The organism is Sphingobacterium sp. UBA7249, assembly GCF_002472835.1.
GTDB classification, from domain to species: Bacteria; Bacteroidota; Bacteroidia; order Sphingobacteriales; family Sphingobacteriaceae; genus Sphingobacterium; species Sphingobacterium prati.
Genome location: NZ_DKST01000025.1, coordinates 180390 through 199486, shown reverse-complemented (window position 1 = coordinate 199486; position 19097 = coordinate 180390). Strand labels below are relative to the sequence as shown.

Here is a 19097-nt window from a genome sequence, read left to right as displayed (position 1 = left end):
TTTGTTATAGGAGGATATCCCGCGCTTAGGTCGCACTAAAGCCTATATCCACGCCCATTATTGAAAATTTTCCTTTGCGGGGACGCAAAATTTTCCAAAGACAATTTACTCTACTCCGCTAGATATGCAAATCTCCCTCAGCGGAATGCAAAATATTCCAAAGACAATTTACTCCGATCCACTGGATAAACAAATCTCCCTCAGCGGAATTTAAAAACTCCTTAAGGAAATTTACTCTGCTCCGCTAGATATGCAAATCCCCCTCAGGGGAACACAAAATATTCCAGAGGAAATTTACGCTGCTCCACCGGATACGCTACTTTCCCTCGAGGGAATTTAAAAACTCCTTAAGGGAATTTACTTTCCCCTTAAATTTGGGTCGGCGAAACCTCAGCCCAAAAACGGGCTCCTAGCACGAATAAACACAGTTTTTTATGATATTATTGTTGTAATTCGATAAATATTAAGGATAAAATACCGCCAAACTCAATTTTGTGCTTTTTGCTTTTTGGCGGTATTTTACCCCTTTCACTTTCTACACAAAAACGCCTTCCAGTTTCCATACCTATCCCACGAATTGGCGATGTTGGGCAAAGACAAATAGAAAATAAAAATAGATGGCCTTTATGGAATTCGTTTTTTCATTGCATCACTAGAAAAAAACAGACAAAAGGGAGATGCGATGAAACGAGCTCATTGGACTCCGATAAGACCAAACAAATATGCCGCGGAAGGCAGCCTGAATATGTTAAAAACAAAATAATTGATAAACAAATCATTTAAAAGATGAAAAAGACAGTAATAGCCCTCTTCGTCTTATTGGTATTTTCCAATGTAGATACGAAGTCTCAAATAAGCCCCACCCGAGAAGTGCCTAGCTTGAAAATAAAAAATGAGCACCGCGCCGACGCCGCGAAGCTCGTCAACCTGAAAGTCGATGTAAGCATTTTTGGGAATATTGCCAAGACAACAATGACCATGATTTTCGAAAACACGACAAATCGAGATCTCGAAGGCGAACTTACCTTCCCCATGCCTGAAGGTGTTTCCGTTAGTGGCTATGCCTTGGATATTAACGGGAAACTACGCCAGGCGGTTCCTGTGGACAAAAACAAAGGCACCGAAGTTTTTGAAAGTATAGAAACACGGCGGGTAGATCCCGGCTTACTCGAAAAAGTTGAGGGAAACAATTTCCGTACCCGCATTTATCCCTTACCTGCAAAAGGACGGCGTACAGTTCAGATTAGCTATTCCGAAAACCTAACCCCAGAATCTGATCAGGCGCTGTATTATTATCTTCCTTTGGCCTATAACACCATTATAGAGAACCTTGAATTGGACATCAATGTCTATCAAGGCAATAAAAAACCTATTTTTACGGAGCAGCCCGATGGTTCATTGGCATTTTCCGAACAAAATCACAACTATACCGCTGCACTACATAAACAACAATTTAAAGTCCAACGGAATCTTGCTATTAAACTCCCTCTAAATCAAAATTCGGTTGCTGGCTTAAAGCAAGTCAATCGCGATAGCAGCTTTTATTTTCTCGCCAATGCAAAAATAGAAATCCCTCAACAGGCACAAAAAAAATGGGGCAACAGTATTGCTATTATTTGGGACCGTTCCCTAAGTGCTAAAAATAGGAACCTCGAAAAAGAGTTTAGCCTCTTGGATCAATTTTTCAGCACAAATCAGAATATGTCAGTCGACCTAGGATATCTGGATATTCGTTTCAGTAAAGCCCGCACTTTTCAGATCAGCAAGGGAAACTGGACAGAATTGAAGGATTACCTGAAACAGACTGTTTATGACGGCGGCACCGATTATAGCCAAGTAAAGAGCGGAGTATTGCATGGCGCAAATTATCTCTTTTTCAGTGACGGACTTTCCACATTTGGCCAGAGTAAAATTGTGCTTGACCAGCCTACTTATTGCATCACCTCCTCAACCAGCTCAGACTATGCCAATCTCAAACAGATTGCCCAGACTCATTACGGGAAGATGGTCAATTTGACAAATACAACGATCACGCAAGCCTATAACACATTAAATTCGATCGACCTACTCTTTTTGGGAGTAAAAGAACAACATGCTTTTACAGAAATCTATCCCGAAAAGGGGACAACTATTCAGTCTTATTTTTCTATTTCAGGAATTGGTAAAGACAAGCTGTCAAAAGAAATCACACTTTTAGTAGGTAATGGAACAGGAGCAATTAAAGAAATTAAAGTTCCTTTAAAGTCAGACGATGGGGAAATCGATCTGCAGCAAATCTGGGCCCAGAAGAAAATAGCAGCATTGGATACCCAATACGAAGACCATCGTGAGGAGATCGAAGCAATCGGCAGGCAGTTTGGCATTGTCACTCGGAATACAAGTTTAATTGTACTGGAAAATGTGGAAGATTATATACGCTATGCAATTACACCGCCAGCAGAACTGCTTCCCGAATTCAATCGACTCAAAAAAGAAGAACGTATAGAAAAAGAAGAGCGTGTGGCGGATCTATTATCTCAGGCCCAAAATATTACCGAAGAGTTGCGATCATGGTGGAATACCGACTTTCAGCAAAAAGGAAAATATCCGCAACGGGAGCGGTCGCGTCGGTCTATAGATTCCATGGCTGCCGCAGACGAGCCCACCGCAACTGTTGTTGCTCCCCCAATGCCTTCTCGTTCTTCGGCAAGCCCGATACCTACCCCCATGGTTGTGGAATCCAAATCAGCAGAGGGTGCTAACAACAAAAGCGTGTCTGCGTCCGCCAATTCAAGAGTAGCTAACGCAGAAGCCAGCGCTCAGGAGGCAGTGGTTAGTAAAGATGAACTTATGGAAGCCGTCACAGTAAATGCTGTTCAAGCACTAGAAGGGCGAGTCACTGGAGTACAGGTAACGAATACCAGCGATCAGGTATCTGGAAAAATAAGTATTCCCGAAATTAAGGAAGACAACACTTACCTAAAGGAGCTTAATCAAGCCAAAGATCCTTACAAAAGCTATCTTCAGCTTCGGGATCAGTATATGGGTACACCAACGTTCTATTTTGATGTCGCCAACTTCTTTTTCAAAAGGGGAGATAAACAAAAAGCATTGCTTATCCTGAGCGCAATGGCGGATCTACAAATTGAAAATGCAGATCTTTACAAGACCATTTCTTACAAACTCAGGGAATGGGGAGATGTTGACCATGCCCTATATATAGCCGCTAAAATATTACAATGGCGACCGATGGATCCACAGAGCCATCGCGATTACGCCCTGGTATTACAGGACAAAGGTCGGTACAAAGAAGCCTTTGAGCAACTTTATGGTATTTTGACACAAAGCTATTCACCTGAGGCAGCCGATCGGGATGATGGTATTGAAGAAATCCTTGTCATGGAACTCAATAATCTAATCACATTTCAACAAAGAGAAACTGCTCAAATTTCTGTAAAAAAGAAGCTTATTGCCGATTTACCTGTTGATATGCGCGTAGTCATCAACTGGAATTCCCAAAACACCGATATTGATCTTTGGGTAACTGATCCAAACGGCGAAAAATGTTTCTACAGCAACCCCACAACGGTAATTGGAGGCCGTCTTAGTAACGACTTTACCGGAGGATATGGTCCAGAACAGTTTTTATTAAAGAAAGCGCTGAAAGGAAAATATAAAATAGAAGTTGATTTCTACAACGATAGTTCCCTGACCCTGGCTGGTCCCGCTGCTGTTCTGGCAGAAATTTACACCTATTATAGTACGGGGAGACAGGAACGGAAACTCACGACGATTTACCTTAATCGGGATCAGGAAAGAAATGTTCTGGTCGGTGAATTTGCCTTTTAATTTGCCCGACAATTGGATTTTTGATATGGTGAACAATCAAAAGCGAACTACTGTCAGGAACATGAGCGTGTACAACAAAAGATTACTGGGTTGTTCAAAAAGACGGACAGCCCAGTAATCTTTAATGTAATTTTCGGATGATCAGATCTTTCTGCCTTTTCTCCAATTTCGTTTTTACATAAGGATAGGTAAACACTGCACCGAGAACGATACAAGCACCGAGATAAAATCCGCCGCTCATGGTTTCCTTCTGTCCAAAGATCAACATCGCCAAAAGTATTCCATAGACAGGTTCCAAGTTGGTTGTTAACGCAACAGTGAAAGCAGACAATTCCTTCATCACAGCTACACCCATGACATAGGCTACTGCCGTACAGACTACCCCTAGCAATAAGAGATAAATTAGATCCTGTTGCCCCAATTTCATCTCCGCATTGAAATCCCCAGTAAACAACATCAGTATGCTGATCCAAAAACATGCCCCCAACATTTCATAAAATGTAATCAATGTTGGACTTGATTTTTTAACCATTCTTGCATTGGCAATGGAAAATATACTCGCGCAGAAAGCACAGCCCAGACCAGCCAATAGACCGACTAAATAATGTGTTTCAAAGGAAAATATGGTATAAATCCCAATGATAATCACCAGACCAACAACAATATCCAATAGTGCTATACGTTTTTTATTGATTATAGGCTCCAGGATTGCCGTGAACAGTGTGACCGATGACAATGTGACCAATGTTACTGAAACAGTAGATACCTTTATGGAGTAAAAAAATAAAACCCAGTGTAAACCAACAACGGCTCCCACCATAAAAAACTGAAGAAACTGCTTTTTAGAAACCAATATTGTTTGTTTGGTCAACAGAAAATAAACCAGCAAGGAAACAGATGCAATGGCTACGCGATACCAAACCAGATGAATGGCCGAAACAGAGATTAGACTACCTAGAATCCCCGTAAATCCCCAAATAAGGATTGTTAAATGCAGAATTAAAATATTCCGATTTAAATGAATTTTAGACATATTCAATAGAATATAATTTATTTTGTAATGGCGATGAAAATCATCATAAGCAGCACTATTTTTCCCTTTCTTCGTGATGCTTAAGCCAGTGATGATATAAAAGAAATTATTTTGGGGCCTTTATCGTTAAGTAAATTGCAACTAAAAAGAAGGTTACATTTGGAATCAATACCGCAATTATTGGCGGCAATCCTCCTTTCAGCGAAAACATATTAGCAAATTGAATAAAAACAATATAGGTAAAACTTAAGCCGATTCCGATCCCCAGACTTAGACCGATCCCTCCTCTAACCTTCTTCGATGACAACGCGACTCCCATGAGCGTCAAAACAAAGGCGGAGAACGGATAAACATAGCGTTTATATTTCTCAAGCAGCAGGTCATTGATCACTCCCGTTCCTCTCGTTTTTTCTTTATGGATCCGAATATTTAGTTCACGGGTATCCATTGCAGTAAACATATTGTCCCGTAGTTCGAAATCCGAGGGTTTCATATCCAATGTTGTATCTTTGACTGTCCCCTTATCCATTCGTTCATGTAGACCATTTATAATACGATTGGTGTACCCTTCAATTTTCCATTTTGTCGCAACCGAATCCCAGGTAATACGGTCTGCCATCATTTTTTCCTTCAATGTATCGCCCTTGAAAATTTCCAATACAAAACCATAGCCGGTTTTGGTACTATTATCAAAGTTATCAATATACACATAGCTATTTTTGTCCAACTGCATATGCGTCGATATGCGAGAATTATCTTTCAATGGCTTAACATAGATGTTTTCAAAATCCACCTTCATCTTATTGGTATGGGGGATAATGAATATATTGAATACCAAGGAAACTGCAAAAATTAATGTTGCCGATATCATATAAGGGCGTAGTAGACGATTGAAACTGTATCCCGCACTTAATATCGGAACAATCTCGGTCTGATCTGCCATTTTCGAGGTAAAAAAGATAACTGCAATAAAATTAATCAGCGGACAAAGGAAATTAAGATAAAACGGGATAAATCCAGCATAATACTCAAAGATAATCTTATCCAAAGGTGCTTTATATTTCAGAAAGTCATCCAATCTTTCAGACACATCAAAGACCACCATAACAACCGTGAATATGGCCATGGTGAACACAAATGTTGTCAGATATTTTTTGATGATGTAACGATCGATTAACGAAAGCATATTTTTAGATTTGAGTATTAAGATATGAGATTTGAGACGCTACTTCTGTCAGCCCAAAGCGCACATACTTTATCTATATTTTATTTTTTTATGTGACTCTATTACAAACGTTGATCCAAAATTTTCACCATTTTATTTTTCCAATCATAGAATGTACCGTCTATAATTTTCTGTCTTGCTTGATTGACTAACCAAAGATAAAAATGTAAATTATGTAATGAAGCAATTTGTGCCCCTAAAATTTCTTGTGATTTTATCAGATGTCGTAAATATGCTTTGGAATAGAATTGATCTGCATGTAAGTCACTTTCCACTTCGATAGGAGAAAAATCATCCTTCCACTTTTCGTTCTTGATGTTAATGATCCCGTTTTGTGTAAAAAGCATACCATTTCGCGCATTTCGCGTTGGCATAACACAATCAAACATATCAACACCTAGCGCAATATTCTCCAAGATATTCACGGGAGTGCCTACCCCCATCAGATAACGTGGTTTTTCTTTCGGCAAAATATCACAAACAACTTCAGTCATCGCGTACATTTCCTCTGCCGGTTCACCTACAGATAGTCCGCCAATTGCATTTCCATCCCGATTAAAAGATGCTATTGTTTCTGCGGATTTTATTCTTAAGTCTTTATAAACTGAGCCCTGTACAATAGGGAATAAGGTCTGATCATATCCATAGCGTGGATCTGTGCTATCAAAACGATCTACACATCGCTTCAACCAACGGTGAGTCATATCCAACGAACGGCGTGCATAACCATAATCACATGGATAAGGTGTACACTCATCGAAGGCCATGATGATATCCGCACCGATGATACGCTGCGTATCCATCACATTCTCTGGCGTAAAAAGATGTTTTGATCCATCGATATGAGATCGAAAAGTAACCCCCTCCTCTTTAATCTTACGCACTTCCGTCAATGAGTATACTTGATAACCGCCAGAATCAGTCAAAATAGGGCGATCCCAACCGTTAAACTTATGCAATCCACCAGCTTTATTCAATACGTCCAATCCCGGACGCAAATAAAGATGATACGTATTACCTAAAATAATCTGTGCTTCAATATCATTTTTCAACTCATGCTGATGAATGGCTTTCACCGTGCCAGCGGTGCCTACAGGCATAAAGATAGGAGTTTGAATGGGACCGTGTGCAGTTTCGACAACACCCGCACGTGCTTTTGATAGCGTATCTTGTGCTTGTAGCGTAAATTTCATTAATATTTTCCTCTGAGACTAATTTCCTATTATAGGAGATGGACTTCTATTTTTGTTTTCCCATTAATATGGCAAAATTAATTTGCAAAACGGAAATAAGGTTCCGCTTCCGTCTATGCCATCTTTTCCTAAAATATGTTGCAAAAATACTATAAAAAGATTTGCAAACAGGATGTTTCAGGAATAAATTATTATTTTCCTTTATAAAAAGATTATGAATGCGCTTATCTTTGTTGGCTATGCTTGACCTACATGTATTTTTGGCCAATCTTCCATATATCGTATTTGGGATATTAGGTCTTCTCCTATTGGTACAATTATATTACATCTTATTTGTTTACAGCAAATTGAGCAGGTATCAAATTGAAACTTACCAAGAAGGGACCGATCTTCCGCCACTATCTGTCATTATCTGTGCACACAATGAGCAGGATAATCTCCGCGAATTCTTACCCAGTATCCTTGAACAAGATTATCCCAATTTCGAAGTCATTGTCGTCAATGATTTTTCCACCGACGAAACGCCTTGGATATTGCAAGAATTTGACGAGCGATATGCCCATTTAAAAATTGTGGATATCAAAGAGCATATCCGATTGAAGCATGGCAAAAAATTCGCCGTAAGCATGGGAATCAAAGCTTCGAAATATCAGACCTTGGTATTTACCGATGCGGATTGCGCCCCCCAATCTGATCAATGGCTGAAAGGGGTTGGCTCAGCCTTCAAACCAGAGACCGAAATTGTATTGGGCTATTCGCCTTATTTTAAGAAGAAAAGCTTATTAAACCTCCTGATCCGCTTCGAAACGAGCCACACTGCTATGAGTTACCTATCCTATGCGCTCAAAGGGGATGCCTATATGGGTGTTGGCCGAAATATGGCCTACAAGAAGGAGCTCTTCTTTCGCAACAAAGGATTTGCGGCACATATGCACATCAAATCTGGCGATGATGATCTTTTTGTCAATCAAAATGCAACGCCAACAAACGTCAATATTGTCCTTGCTCCAGCTACTATAGTATACTCCGCACCCAAAACAACCTGGAAAAGCTATTATAAACAAAAAGCAAGGCATTCAGGTGCCTCCACCATCTATAAAAAACATCACCAACGCATGTTGGGGACACAATTGGTATCGGCAGTATTATTTTATGTTACCCTGATTGCTGTAGCTATTGCTTTTCCTGCATTTTGGTACGTTCCTCTTGCCGCTTATTTTCTAAGGCTATGCTCACAATGGGCAATTTTTATAGCTATCTATAAGAAACTCGAAGTGAAAGAACTGATTTGGTGGCTTCCTCTGGTAGACTTCATCTACTATTTCTATATTTGCATCAATGGTTTGTTCAGCCGAAAAAAGAAAAAAATAAGCTGGAAATAATTCACCCTTAAAACAAGACATTTTGAATCCTACAGTCGATATCATCTACTCCTATTTTCCGAAATTAACGGATATACAAAAAGAACAGTTTGCCAAACTTGCTGACCTCTATACTTTTTGGAATAGCCAGATCAATGTAATTTCACGTAAGGACATTGATAGTCTATATCTTCATCACGTACTACATTCATTGGGTATCGCCAAGTTCGTTCAGGAGCTAGCTCCGGGAACACAGATTTTAGATGTCGGTACGGGCGGTGGATTTCCGGGCATCCCCATGGCGATCCTCTTTCCAGAAGTCAAGTTTCACTTAGTGGACTCTATTGGAAAAAAAATCAAGGTCGTACGTGAAGTTGCAGCTGGGTTAGGACTTAAAAACGTAGAAGCTGATCATATTCGGGCCGAACAATTGGACGACAAATATGATTTTGTCATCTCAAGGGCAGTCACCAGACTTGGAGAGTTTGCCCCTTGGATCCGAAATAAATTCGCAAAAAACGACAAAAATGGAATTCCTAATGGAATCCTTTATCTGAAAGGCGGTGACCTAAGTGAAGAAATTAAAGAGTCGAAATTAAAGGCTGAATTACATCCACTTTCAGACTACTTTAAGGAAGATTTCTTTGAAACAAAATATTTGGTATACGTACCGATGTAATCAAAGTTTAGCATTACCCATAGGCAGTTGAAGTCGCCTATGGATAATGTCTACAGAATCCAGGTAATATTTTAAGCACTTATGCACATAAGCGATCTTTTCATATCGATCATTTTCATAAAGCCACGTTAAAGAAGGCTCATAGTATATCCTAAATTTATTCAATGAATCTCCCGATAACTTACTGTATTCTTTAGTGAAGGCGTACCACTCCTCACGAATTAGATCCTGTTGATACTCTTTTTCGAACTTGCGCTGGAGCTTTCTTGCATGCCGGCCTTTTCGGCTAAATTTGTTATAAAGTTTGTTAAGGTTAACCGCGATCCCTCCTTGATGTGGCAATGTGACCATATTCTTGGTATCGCCCCAAAAATAGATAGATCTATATTCTTCTTTTTTTTGGTCCAGTATGTCTTTGGCCGAAAGGTTTTTACGAATGATCTGAGCCGTGTCCAATTGAAGTGTATCTTTTTCGTTCTTCTTTTTCACGGTATCCTGCAAAACAACGTCTATTGGTTGGGCAAAAACCGGCCGATCAAAGGCCAAATAGATACATAAAACGATTAAAAATAGGAAACCAATACGTGCCATATCTATAATTGATTATCCTAAAATAATCAACAGGAAAATAAGTCCGTAATAATTTTAACGATCTTTAACTTATAAGACTTATTGGCTAAGTTCTTTTTTGATCTCTTCCCCGATCAAATTGACTTCTTCATCCATTCCAAACATCGGCAATTCGGTCTCAGGATTCAGCTTCAGCCAAGTGGTATCGGTGTCCTTTATAATCTTCACATATTCCATTCCATCCTTAAAGATAACATAGGTATCTTCCTCTTCCGGAAAAACGGAATAAATTATATCGCCCAATTCTATATCAAACGGTTCTTTCATGTCCATGCTAAAAAATATTGTTAATCCGACAAAGCTACCAAATCCAGTACATTCTTCCCAGATACGTCGTCCAAATTTTTATCTTAAAAAAGAATGTTTTCTAATCAAAGCTCGCTGCAGATTGAAGCAGATCCCAATATCGATCTGAAATTGCTAAAGCAAATTATTTATTCTAAGGAAAAGTTATACAAGAAGTTATAATTTTCACTATATTTAAAGTACCCAATTATGAAACTAATCTATCCCATAGCTTTGACTAAGATCAAGGGCATTGGCCCTAGAACAGCCCGTAATATCATGGCGCATTGTGACAACTTAGCAGATTTCTTTTCCTTTTCAAAAAAAGAGCTGATGCAAATCCCAGGGATACGGGAATCAATTGCTGATGCCATACGCAACAAGACATACCTGGATGCCTGTGAAAAAGAACTTGCTTTTATCGACAAACATCAAATTAAAGCGCTATGGATCGAAGATCAGGCTTACCCCGATAGGCTTAAACAATGCGATGATGCGCCTCTTATGTTATATTACAAGGGGAACGCAGCACTCAACACAACAAAGGTAATCAGCATTGTCGGCACAAGACATTCAACCCATTACGGCCAGAAATTATGTGAAGACTTTATCCAGGACTTAAATGAAAATCAAGATCTCCTGATCGTTAGCGGACTAGCCTATGGCATTGATGCTTTAGCACACCGCAATGCATTAAAGAATAATATACCAACCATTGCAGTGCTAGCACATGGGTTGGATCGGATATATCCGGCATCCCATCGTGAACTTGCGTCAAAAATGCTCGAAAACGGTGGATTATTAACCGAATTCACATCTGAGACTATACCCGAACGAGTAAATTTTCCAATGCGAAACCGCATTATCGCTGGAATGGCAGATGTTACTATCGTGGTAGAAGCGGCAATTAAGGGTGGCGCATTGATTACAGCCGAAATTGCAAATAGTTATCACAGAGATGTATGTGCCTTTCCCGGATCCATTTACGAAAAGAGCAGCGAAGGAACCAACTATCTAATCAAAACAAACCGGGCTCATATGATTAGAAAAGCAGAGGATCTCGACTATGTAATGAATTGGGAAATCAGCAAACGAAGTGAAGCAAACCAGCAGTTAACACTTCCCCTGAATTTGACAAAAGATCAAGAGCACCTTTTTAATCTCATTCATGCAACAGGGCAACTGGCACTTGATCAAATGATCGATTTACTCAAATGGCCCCAGAGTAAGTTGGCACTAATCTTATTGGAACTGGAAATGCTGTCTCTAATCTATTCGTTACCCGGAAAAGTATACAAATCGCAGGGACAGTCTACTATGGTAACCAAATGAGTTATCCAGTAATTATAAGAAAAGAATATAAATTCATTCAAATCAAATTCTATATTTAAGCAAACATAACACTAAACCGATTATTAATGAACGAAAACAGTACAAAGAGCATCTGGAAAGTCATCGGTGCCTCATCCATGGGCACACTCATTGAATGGTATGATTTTTTTATTTTTGGAAGTCTCTCCATCGTAATTTCAACAAAATTTTTCCCCGCAGACAATCCCACTGCCGCTTTTCTATCCACCTTAGCTACTTTTGCTGCTGGATTTGTCGTACGCCCTTTTGGGGCATTATTTTTTGGTCGCTTAGGCGACATCATAGGCCGAAAATACACCTTCATGGTGACACTAATGCTAATGGGTGGCGCAACTTTTTTGATTGGCTGTATCCCAAGCTATGAAAGTATAGGTTTTTGGGCCCCTTTAATTGTCCTGATCCTACGGCTTTTACAAGGGCTCGCTTTAGGAGGCGAATATGGAGGGGCAGCTACTTATGTCGCCGAGCACGCTCCTTTGGGACAACGTGGCTATTGGACATCCTGGATACAGACTACCGCTACCTTCGGCCTATTTATCTCCCTTGTGGTGATTCTTTTAACCAAAAGCTTTCTGAGTGAGACACAATTTGATAGCTGGGGATGGCGCGTTCCTTTCCTACTCTCTTTAATCATGGTGTACGTATCCTATCTTATCCGCAAAAAAATGAAGGAATCGCCTGAGTTTAGCAAAGCTAAAGCTGAGGGCAAGACAAGTACCAACCCGCTAAAAGAAAGTTTCGGAAATCGGTATAACCTCAAATTTGTTTTACTAGCCTTATTTGGTGCGGCTATGGGACAGGGAGTCGTTTGGTATACCGGTCAATTCTACTCCATGAGTTTCATGAAAACAGTCATGCATCTACAATCGGATCAAGCAGATACCATTTTAGGTATTGCGTTATTGTTAGGAACTCCATTTTTTGTCGTTTTCGGATGGCTTAGTGATAAAGTTGGCCGCAAGTGGATTATGTTGGGCGGTATGCTCCTTGCTGTGCTGACCTATCGCCCGATTTACGAAGCGATGTATCAACTATCGAATGTTCAGCAAAAAACCAAGCTAAACGAAACTACTGCACCTAGCTCCCAACAAAATTCTACCATCATTACGATCACAAAAAGCCAATATGCCGATGGGACAGAAATGACCAATTCAAAAATCCAGCATCAAGAGGGCGAGCTTAAAGGAAAAGAAACGGTCAAAACGGCTGTGCATTTGACTGGCAAAAATTATATACTGCTCATTGCCCTGATTTTTATTCAGATAATCTACATTACGATGGTGTACGGTCCGATTGCTGCTTTTTTGGTAGAATTATTTCCTGTAAAAATCAGATACACCTCTATGTCTTTACCGTACCATGTGGGCAACGGTATATTCGGCGGACTCCTTCCAGCAGTTTCCACATATCTCACGACAAATGCAGAAGCATCCAATACACCACAGTTTTATCTGGCAGGGCTAGGGTATCCTATCATTATTGCTGCTGTCTGTTTTATTATTGGTAGTTTATACATCAACAACAAATCAACTCCTTCAAATCATGAATAATCTAAAAAAGCTACTCGGTATCGTCTGGATCATATTGGCTATATACACCGCATATTTTTCTATTTTTGAGCTTGCAATACCCAAAATTTCAACAGGGCAGCAAGAAGATTTGGTCTTCGGTATTATCATCCTCTGCATTTTAACGCCTATCATTTCACTGGGTTTAGGCCTTTTTGGCTATTATTCATTATTGGGCGAATACAACAACAATAAAGATGTAGTGCAATAGAAAATACTTCATGGCCATCTTAACAATTATTTTCAGTTGACAAGATGGCCATATACACAATTTATTCTCATGAAAATCAGCACAGTATAATAAAAAGACATTTTTTCTTTCCTAAAACTATTTTTTTTTCTACTTTTGTGCCGGGTAAGTCTTCTACGACCAGCTCCCATTGACTCCCCCAGGTTGGGAACAAAGCAAGGGTATTTGGTTGAGCGGTGCGATAGAAGTAGCTTACCCTTTTTTTGTGCCCTAATTTTTGGTTAAGCACCAAGCTACATCATCAGCGCGTCCAATTCTGCAAAACAATACGCGCTTGAATCGGACTTCTTATCCCTCCTCAATTTATTTACAGGCAATCCTTACGACGAAAGTAGCTGATTTACGGCTATTTACATTCAACACAATTATAATTGTATATAAAAGCATTTTTATCTAAGTTTGTAGTCGAATAAGAACTATCGTATGAGTTGGTTTAAAAGAGAAAAAGCTGGTATTAGCACAGCTACCGCTAATAAAAAAGAAGCACCAGATGGCATGTGGAACAAGTGTCCCACTTGTAAAAAACCGCTGTTGCATCTTGAACAAGTAGAAAACGACTACGTTTGTCAATATTGTGGCCATCATTTAAGAATTGGCTCCAAGGAATATTTTTCAATTTTATTTGACAATAACGAATTTACCGAACTATTCCCTAATCTAAATTCTGGTGATCCTCTGGAATTTTTTGATTCAAAACCATATCCAGAACGCTTAAAAGAAAGTCAAGCTAAAACAGGCCTTAAAGATGCAATACGCTCTGGTCACGGCAAAATGAATGGCCAAGACATTGTGATCGCCTGTATGGACTTTAGCTTTATCGGAGGATCAATGGGTTCCGTCGTTGGCGAAAAAATCGCTCGTTCCATTGATTACTGCCTAGAACATAGAATTCCATTTATGCTGATTTCAAAGTCAGGTGGCGCACGTATGATGGAAGCTGCGTTTTCTTTGATGCAAATGGCAAAAACTTCTGCTAAATTGGCTTTACTGGCGCAGGCAAAGCTTCCTTATGTCTGTCTATTGACTGACCCAACGACAGGTGGGGTTACAGCATCTTATGCCATGCTAGGAGATGTAAATATTGCTGAACCCGGTGCATTGATCGGATTTGCCGGCCCCCGTGTTATCAAAGAAACGATCAAAAAAGATCTTCCAAAAGGATTTCAAACATCTGAGTTTGTACTTGAGCATGGATTTTTGGACTTTATCGTTGACCGGAGACAATTAAAAAACAAAGTAGCGACTTATCTGAAATTAGTCGGATAAACGGAAAAAATATAAATAAAAACAGCTCTTAAAATATTTTAAGAGCTGTTTTTATTTATAAGCAAAATTTCAAGTCGAATCATTTATAAATGATTCCAAAATGTCCAGACCTTTCTTCTTGATAAGTAGCCGGGATCATTTTCATGACGATATGCCTCACGTTCAAAAGAAATATTTCGATAAGCCCGGTCAAAATCCCGAAAACGAGCAAAACGAACCACAAATTCACCTAAATACCAAAGATAAAAAAATACAATACCCAATTCCAAAGCCTGGCGTAAATGAATGCGTTCATGGCGGATTAGCTGCTCATCAGCTCGAAAAAATCCATATTTAAGAAATATAATGGGAAAAATCGTCACTGCATTGGCTCTACCAAAGGAAAATAAATTTGTCCAAAATTTACTAACTATAATCATTTAATCGGTCAATAAGTTTCAAAACTAGTCAAACTTAGCTATTTTAACCCTGATTTACAATGCTGACCATCGCGTTTAATAGCGCATCATACACCAGTTACAACAATATGCCGACCGGATATAAACCTTAAAGCCCGCAATGTAAGAATTTGTTCAACGTTAAAACTCATTAGGCCATAATTCTGTATTATTCGCTCAATTTCATTGTTTTATTTCCAACCAGCCTAAAATAAGAGCAGGCAAAATTTCTTTTTGAATTGGAATTTTTATTAAGTTTGCTATAGATTAATTACGAAGATATGCCGTACAAAGAGCGTGAAATAAATAAATTGTATTATACAATGGGAGAAGTTACAGAGATGTTTGATGTAAATGCGTCCCAAATACGTTTTTATGAGCGTGAGTTTGATATTCTTCAACCCAAGAAAAATAAAAAGGGAAACCGCCTCTTTACACAAGAAGATATCGCAAACCTCAAAATTATCTTCAACCTGGTAAAAGAAAAAGGTTATACATTACAAGGAGCGAGAGACTATCTCCGCGACAACAAATCCGAAGCTAAAGAAAACCAACGTGTTGTGGATTCCTTAGAACGATTAAAAAGCTTCTTGTTAGAGGTACGTGATTCTTTATAAAAATCAATATAATATGCTCTCCGGTAGGCTACTCAATACACTTTCGGAGAAGTTTGATGATAATAAATAAAACGCGTAAAATAAAAGATATTGCTTTTCGCGTAAAATCACTTATTTAGATCACTGTACATCATTGATTACGATAAAGTAGTTTTTAAAAAGGAAGCAAATGAAAATCGTTACAAAAAGAATTTACGATCCACCTGCATCCGATGATGGTTACCGTATGCTTGTTGATAGACTTTGGCCCCGTGGCATGACCAAAGAAAAAGCCGACCTGTCGGAATGGAATAAAGATCTCGCACCCTCTACAGCGCTCCGTGTTTGGTTTCATCACAACCCAGATCTATGGAATCAATTCTCAAAAAAATATAAAGAAGAACTCGAACAGCAGGATCTCGGAAAAAATTGGTTGAAAGCACACAGACAACAAGCCGTTATTACATTACTATATGCGACAAAAGACAAAATACATACTCACGCGACAATCCTACAGCAGTACCTACAAGAGCTGTCCAAGTAGACTAAACCCTAAAACATAAATTGATTATGCAAACAGCATCTATTTTTCAAAATATCACCTACCATGAAAAACATCCCAAAATGGATCTTTTACTGGAAACAGGGAACAGCAAAGAGTATCGCCTGGCTTTTGCCAAAGGACAATATTTAAAGGAACACAAAACCTCCACCCCAATTATTGTAGAGATTATAGAGGGTAGTATCGATTTTGGAGTGAATGGTAGTAAAATTAACCTAACCAAGGGAATGTTGGTTGCCTTGGAGCCAGATACGCCACATGATCTATTTGCGCTTACACAAAGTGTACTCCGTTTATCCATCATGAAAGCTTAGTCTTTCTACGCAATTCTAGCGTCCTTTGAGTTCAATAACTTCCATGTTTTCAATTTTGTCTTTATTGATCTCAAAACGCATGAGTGTTCTTACTTTATGCCAACCATGTTTCCCTGCCGCTCCGGGATTGAGATGAAGGCAACGGATTTTCGGATCAAAAACCACCTTGAGGATATGAGAGTGCCCTGTGATAAACAATTTTGGTGGATTCACTGTTAATTCTGTTTTTATTCGCGGCGCATACTTACCAGGATAACCTCCGATATGAGTCATAAAAACGTCCACTTCCTCACAGGTAAATCTCAAATTTTCGGGAAAACGTAGTCGCAGATCCTGTCCATCTATATTTCCGTACACCCCTCGCAACGGCTTAAAAGCTTCTAATTGGTCAGCAACATCAGCATCACCAAAATCCCCAGCGTGCCAAATTTCATCGCAATCAGCAAAGTACTTGAATACAGATTCATCTAAATAGGAATGTGTATCCGAAAGAAGTCCAATTTTTGTCATAGTCTAAAAAGCTAAAAAATAAGGAGCTAAAGCCTGTTTGTAGGAATCAGAGTACATGCCTTTGGATTTGTAGATCACAAATACACGCTCGTCAATCGTTGTGGTCGGCATACGCCCAAAAGTAACGATCTTTCGGATAACAGGATCCCCATCGAAAGAACTTATTTGAATTTCAGCACTACAGTACAAACGATATTCGATAGCCAGCGCCGCGACTGTTTCTGCCAGCTGTGTAGGAAGAATCAAAACAATTTTCCCCTGAGGACTTAGGTGCGAAGATCCAAACTGTAGTAATTCACCAAAAAAATTCAGATCGGTATGCCGGGCCAATTTCTTCCGGGCATCCGGATTATGCAACGAATCTGTGTAAAAAGGAGGATTGGAGACAATCAGATCATAATGATGAGTGATTTGTAGATGTTGAAAAGCAGTAGCATGCAACACGAGACGATCCCGAAAAATCGAATTGTTAAAATTTCTATGGGCCATCGCTGCCGCGAGTTTATCTATCTCCACAGCATCTACCTGACTATCACTCATGCGTTGAGCCAACATGAGCGCAATCACACCTGTTCCCGTACCGACATCCAAAATCCGTTTTGCATCATGCATATCGATCAAGGACGCCAACAATACTCCATCTGTATTGATCTTCATTGCACAATCAGATTGATCAACTTCAAATTGTTTAAATCGAAATATCGAAGCCATAGGCCAAAGATAAAACTTTTGGGATGTTTGCCCCAAATAACAAAGGCATCATTCAATTTATTTATTAATTTAGTCGTTATAAATTCATAAGTCATGATGATCCGTGCGTTCACTTTTGCAATATTTGCTTTCATTTGCTTTCTCGCCCCACAAAAAATCCAGGCACAAGAAATATGTGAAAAACACACAGCAACGATCCTTCCTTTGATAACGACTGCCTTGAACAGCAATGAGTTTGATAAGATTGATCCCTTGTTAAAGACCTTACAGGCCAGCTGTGGTATAACGGAATTTGGCCAACGCCTACACATTCTTTTGCTCATTATCGACAAAAAGAATAGTGGTACAGAAATCCAGCACTATATCGATAATCAATTGGACAAGACATTACTTCAACGTTTTGATGCGGGTGACCGGGACGACTTCGCTCAACAATACGAAAAAAATAGAGCGAAATACAATTTCTACCCCTTGCGGCACCCCTTGGACAATTTAATCAAGATAAGAGCGCTGGCGCTACTCTCCTCAACCAATTATGATCTCAATGATCGTGAAAGAGACATTCTTCATTTATTCTCCGACAGCGGCAGTCCTGAAGATGAACCTGCACCCCAAAATCTCGAACGCCCGAATAGTCATCCACAAACGCACGGAAACCGAAGCAAATCCAAACTGGGTTATGTTCCTCTCATCGGTGTTATGAGTCCCTTGGGAGGCACAAATAAAGTTTTTGGAACGAATTTCATGTTTGGATTTAAGTTAATGAGTTCATTGGAACGAAAATTCATATTCGAGGGCGGTATCAATATCCGTATCAATTCAAATGATAAAAATATTGATTACAATTATGAAGGGTCCAATGTCACCGTCAACTCTTCCACAACCGGATTTCTAGGCGGTGCTGTAGGATATAAAATTTTTGATAACGAGAAATGCATTCTGATCCCCAAAGGAATCATAGGAATAGATATTACAGATACAGGAATTACCGAAAGCGTCTATTCAGATGGATATTACGACCCAGATGGCTACTACTATGAGGGTGGTTACAACGATCGCATGGTCACCATTAACAATGTTCATCTAGGTTTAGGCTTTGCCTCTCTTTTTCAAATGAAAAATAAGAAATATGTGGGTATTGAAGTAGGTTACCACTATGCACCCCATGATGCAAGCAGCAGGGTCCTTACACCGATACAAGCAAATTACGGAGCTGCAGCACTATTCTTCAGATTTTAAAGCTATTGATCACCACTTGTCATCGGATGTCTGTTTTTT

Annotated in this window: 19 protein-coding genes and 1 other RNA gene; 12 read left to right on the top strand and 8 right to left on the bottom strand. The window is 39.4% G+C overall.

What is annotated here, in order from left to right; genetic code table 11:
- Positions 1–786 precede the first annotated feature (786 nt).
- Complete coding sequence (locus B4A24_RS17445; RefSeq protein WP_293946331.1) at positions 787–3828, top strand: VIT domain-containing protein; 3042 nt, start codon at positions 787–789, stop codon at positions 3826–3828.
- Between the two features lie 121 nt (positions 3829–3949).
- Here the strand turns inward: B4A24_RS17445 and B4A24_RS17440 are convergent, their stop codons facing one another.
- The 3 genes from B4A24_RS17440 to tgt form a co-directional block, all read right to left on the bottom strand.
- A complete protein-coding gene (locus tag B4A24_RS17440; protein ID WP_288809287.1) occupies positions 3950–4861 on the bottom strand; it encodes a DMT family transporter in 912 nt (303 codons plus the stop codon).
- A gap of 106 nt (positions 4862–4967) precedes the next feature.
- Positions 4968–6047, bottom strand: coding sequence for an LptF/LptG family permease (locus B4A24_RS17435; protein ID WP_293946330.1), 1080 nt, complete (start codon positions 6045–6047; stop codon positions 4968–4970).
- Between the two features lie 101 nt (positions 6048–6148).
- Positions 6149–7279: a tRNA guanosine(34) transglycosylase Tgt gene (gene tgt, locus B4A24_RS17430; protein ID WP_172393713.1), complete on the bottom strand. Its 1131-nt coding sequence runs from the start codon at positions 7277–7279 to the stop codon at positions 6149–6151.
- A 218-nt stretch (positions 7280–7497) separates the two neighbouring features.
- Between tgt and B4A24_RS17425 the strand changes: the two genes are divergently transcribed.
- Both B4A24_RS17425 and rsmG read left to right on the top strand, forming a co-directional pair.
- On the top strand, positions 7498–8661 hold the full coding sequence (locus B4A24_RS17425) for a glycosyltransferase (RefSeq protein ID WP_293946329.1): 1164 nt from the start codon (positions 7498–7500) through the stop codon (positions 8659–8661).
- A 22-nt stretch (positions 8662–8683) separates the two neighbouring features.
- The gene (gene rsmG / locus B4A24_RS17420; protein WP_293946328.1) at positions 8684–9319 is read left to right on the top strand and encodes a 16S rRNA (guanine(527)-N(7))-methyltransferase RsmG; all 636 of its coding nucleotides are present in this window, start codon (positions 8684–8686) and stop codon (positions 9317–9319) included.
- Here rsmG and B4A24_RS17415 read toward each other — a convergent pair whose 3' ends face one another.
- Both B4A24_RS17415 and B4A24_RS17410 read right to left on the bottom strand, forming a co-directional pair.
- The gene (locus B4A24_RS17415; RefSeq protein WP_293946327.1) at positions 9320–9910 is read right to left on the bottom strand and encodes a hypothetical protein; all 591 of its coding nucleotides are present in this window, start codon (positions 9908–9910) and stop codon (positions 9320–9322) included.
- A gap of 78 nt (positions 9911–9988) precedes the next feature.
- Positions 9989–10222 carry a hypothetical protein gene (locus tag B4A24_RS17410; RefSeq protein ID WP_293946326.1) on the bottom strand — a complete coding sequence of 78 codons (234 nt, stop codon included), beginning with the start codon at positions 10220–10222 and terminating at the stop codon, positions 9989–9991.
- A 222-nt stretch (positions 10223–10444) separates the two neighbouring features.
- Here B4A24_RS17410 and dprA point away from each other — a divergent pair, with 222 nt between their 5' ends.
- The 5 genes from dprA (at position 10445) to accD (ending at position 14689) form a co-directional block, all read left to right on the top strand.
- A complete protein-coding gene (dprA, locus tag B4A24_RS17405; protein ID WP_293946325.1) occupies positions 10445–11566 on the top strand; it encodes a DNA-processing protein DprA in 1122 nt (373 codons plus the stop codon).
- An 86-nt stretch (positions 11567–11652) separates the two neighbouring features.
- Positions 11653–13155: an MFS transporter gene (locus tag B4A24_RS17400; RefSeq protein WP_293946324.1), complete on the top strand. Its 1503-nt coding sequence runs from the start codon at positions 11653–11655 to the stop codon at positions 13153–13155.
- Entirely contained in the window at positions 13148–13384 is a 237-nt protein-coding gene (locus B4A24_RS17395; protein WP_172393707.1) for a DUF6814 family protein, read from the top strand. The genes B4A24_RS17400 and B4A24_RS17395 overlap by 8 nt, the downstream gene beginning before the upstream one ends.
- 142 nt (positions 13385–13526) lie before the next feature.
- Positions 13527–13624: signal recognition particle sRNA small type (gene ffs, locus B4A24_RS17390), an RNA gene on the top strand.
- Positions 13625–13846: 222 nt separating this feature from the next.
- Positions 13847–14689 carry an acetyl-CoA carboxylase, carboxyltransferase subunit beta gene (accD, locus tag B4A24_RS17385; RefSeq protein WP_172393706.1) on the top strand — a complete coding sequence of 281 codons (843 nt, stop codon included), beginning with the start codon at positions 13847–13849 and terminating at the stop codon, positions 14687–14689.
- 83 nt (positions 14690–14772) lie between these two features.
- Here the strand turns inward: accD and B4A24_RS17380 are convergent, their stop codons facing one another.
- Complete coding sequence (locus B4A24_RS17380; protein ID WP_293946323.1) at positions 14773–15108, bottom strand: hypothetical protein; 336 nt, start codon at positions 15106–15108, stop codon at positions 14773–14775.
- A 299-nt stretch (positions 15109–15407) separates the two neighbouring features.
- Between B4A24_RS17380 and B4A24_RS17375 the strand changes: the two genes are divergently transcribed.
- From B4A24_RS17375 to B4A24_RS17365, 3 genes are all read left to right on the top strand, one after another.
- A complete protein-coding gene (locus tag B4A24_RS17375) occupies positions 15408–15743 on the top strand; it encodes a MerR family transcriptional regulator (RefSeq protein WP_077437903.1) in 336 nt (111 codons plus the stop codon).
- A 169-nt stretch (positions 15744–15912) separates the two neighbouring features.
- The gene (locus B4A24_RS17370) at positions 15913–16266 is read left to right on the top strand and encodes a DUF488 domain-containing protein (protein ID WP_293946322.1); all 354 of its coding nucleotides are present in this window, start codon (positions 15913–15915) and stop codon (positions 16264–16266) included.
- 26 nt (positions 16267–16292) lie between these two features.
- A complete protein-coding gene (locus B4A24_RS17365) occupies positions 16293–16598 on the top strand; it encodes a cupin (RefSeq protein WP_293946321.1) in 306 nt (101 codons plus the stop codon).
- A 15-nt stretch (positions 16599–16613) separates the two neighbouring features.
- Here B4A24_RS17365 and B4A24_RS17360 read toward each other — a convergent pair whose 3' ends face one another.
- Together B4A24_RS17360 and B4A24_RS17355 are read right to left on the bottom strand one after the other, a co-directional pair.
- Positions 16614–17108, bottom strand: coding sequence for a metallophosphoesterase family protein (locus B4A24_RS17360; RefSeq protein ID WP_293946320.1), 495 nt, complete (start codon positions 17106–17108; stop codon positions 16614–16616).
- Between the two features lie 3 nt (positions 17109–17111).
- On the bottom strand, positions 17112–17819 hold the full coding sequence (locus B4A24_RS17355) for a tRNA1(Val) (adenine(37)-N6)-methyltransferase (protein ID WP_293946319.1): 708 nt from the start codon (positions 17817–17819) through the stop codon (positions 17112–17114).
- 93 nt (positions 17820–17912) lie between these two features.
- Between B4A24_RS17355 and B4A24_RS17350 the strand changes: the two genes are divergently transcribed.
- Positions 17913–19058, top strand: a complete 1146-nt coding sequence (locus B4A24_RS17350; RefSeq protein WP_293946318.1) for a hypothetical protein — start codon at positions 17913–17915, stop codon at positions 19056–19058.
- Positions 19059–19097: the final 39 nt, after the last annotated feature.

What these genes read in the sequence shown, in the direction of transcription:
- B4A24_RS17445 (WP_293946331.1), top strand. Translation starts at nt 787, where the DNA reads ATGAAAAAGACAGTAATAGCCCTCTTCGTCTTATTGGTATTTTCCAAT.
- B4A24_RS17440 (WP_288809287.1), bottom strand. Translation starts at nt 4,861, where the DNA reads ATGTCTAAAATTCATTTAAATCGGAATATTTTAATTCTGCATTTAACA.
- B4A24_RS17435 (WP_293946330.1), bottom strand. Translation starts at nt 6,047, where the DNA reads ATGCTTTCGTTAATCGATCGTTACATCATCAAAAAATATCTGACAACA.
- tgt (WP_172393713.1), bottom strand. Translation starts at nt 7,279, where the DNA reads ATGAAATTTACGCTACAAGCACAAGATACGCTATCAAAAGCACGTGCG.
- B4A24_RS17425 (WP_293946329.1), top strand. Translation starts at nt 7,498, where the DNA reads ATGCGCTTATCTTTGTTGGCTATGCTTGACCTACATGTATTTTTGGCC.
- B4A24_RS17415 (WP_293946327.1), bottom strand. Translation starts at nt 9,910, where the DNA reads ATGGCACGTATTGGTTTCCTATTTTTAATCGTTTTATGTATCTATTTG.
- B4A24_RS17410 (WP_293946326.1), bottom strand. Translation starts at nt 10,222, where the DNA reads ATGGACATGAAAGAACCGTTTGATATAGAATTGGGCGATATAATTTAT.
- dprA (WP_293946325.1), top strand. Translation starts at nt 10,445, where the DNA reads ATGAAACTAATCTATCCCATAGCTTTGACTAAGATCAAGGGCATTGGC.
- B4A24_RS17400 (WP_293946324.1), top strand. Translation starts at nt 11,653, where the DNA reads ATGAACGAAAACAGTACAAAGAGCATCTGGAAAGTCATCGGTGCCTCA.
- B4A24_RS17395 (WP_172393707.1), top strand. Translation starts at nt 13,148, where the DNA reads ATGAATAATCTAAAAAAGCTACTCGGTATCGTCTGGATCATATTGGCT.
- accD (WP_172393706.1), top strand. Translation starts at nt 13,847, where the DNA reads ATGAGTTGGTTTAAAAGAGAAAAAGCTGGTATTAGCACAGCTACCGCT.
- B4A24_RS17380 (WP_293946323.1), bottom strand. Translation starts at nt 15,108, where the DNA reads ATGATTATAGTTAGTAAATTTTGGACAAATTTATTTTCCTTTGGTAGA.
- B4A24_RS17375 (WP_077437903.1), top strand. Translation starts at nt 15,408, where the DNA reads ATGCCGTACAAAGAGCGTGAAATAAATAAATTGTATTATACAATGGGA.
- B4A24_RS17370 (WP_293946322.1), top strand. Translation starts at nt 15,913, where the DNA reads ATGAAAATCGTTACAAAAAGAATTTACGATCCACCTGCATCCGATGAT.
- B4A24_RS17365 (WP_293946321.1), top strand. Translation starts at nt 16,293, where the DNA reads ATGCAAACAGCATCTATTTTTCAAAATATCACCTACCATGAAAAACAT.
- B4A24_RS17360 (WP_293946320.1), bottom strand. Translation starts at nt 17,108, where the DNA reads ATGACAAAAATTGGACTTCTTTCGGATACACATTCCTATTTAGATGAA.
- B4A24_RS17355 (WP_293946319.1), bottom strand. Translation starts at nt 17,819, where the DNA reads ATGGCTTCGATATTTCGATTTAAACAATTTGAAGTTGATCAATCTGAT.
- B4A24_RS17350 (WP_293946318.1), top strand. Translation starts at nt 17,913, where the DNA reads ATGATGATCCGTGCGTTCACTTTTGCAATATTTGCTTTCATTTGCTTT.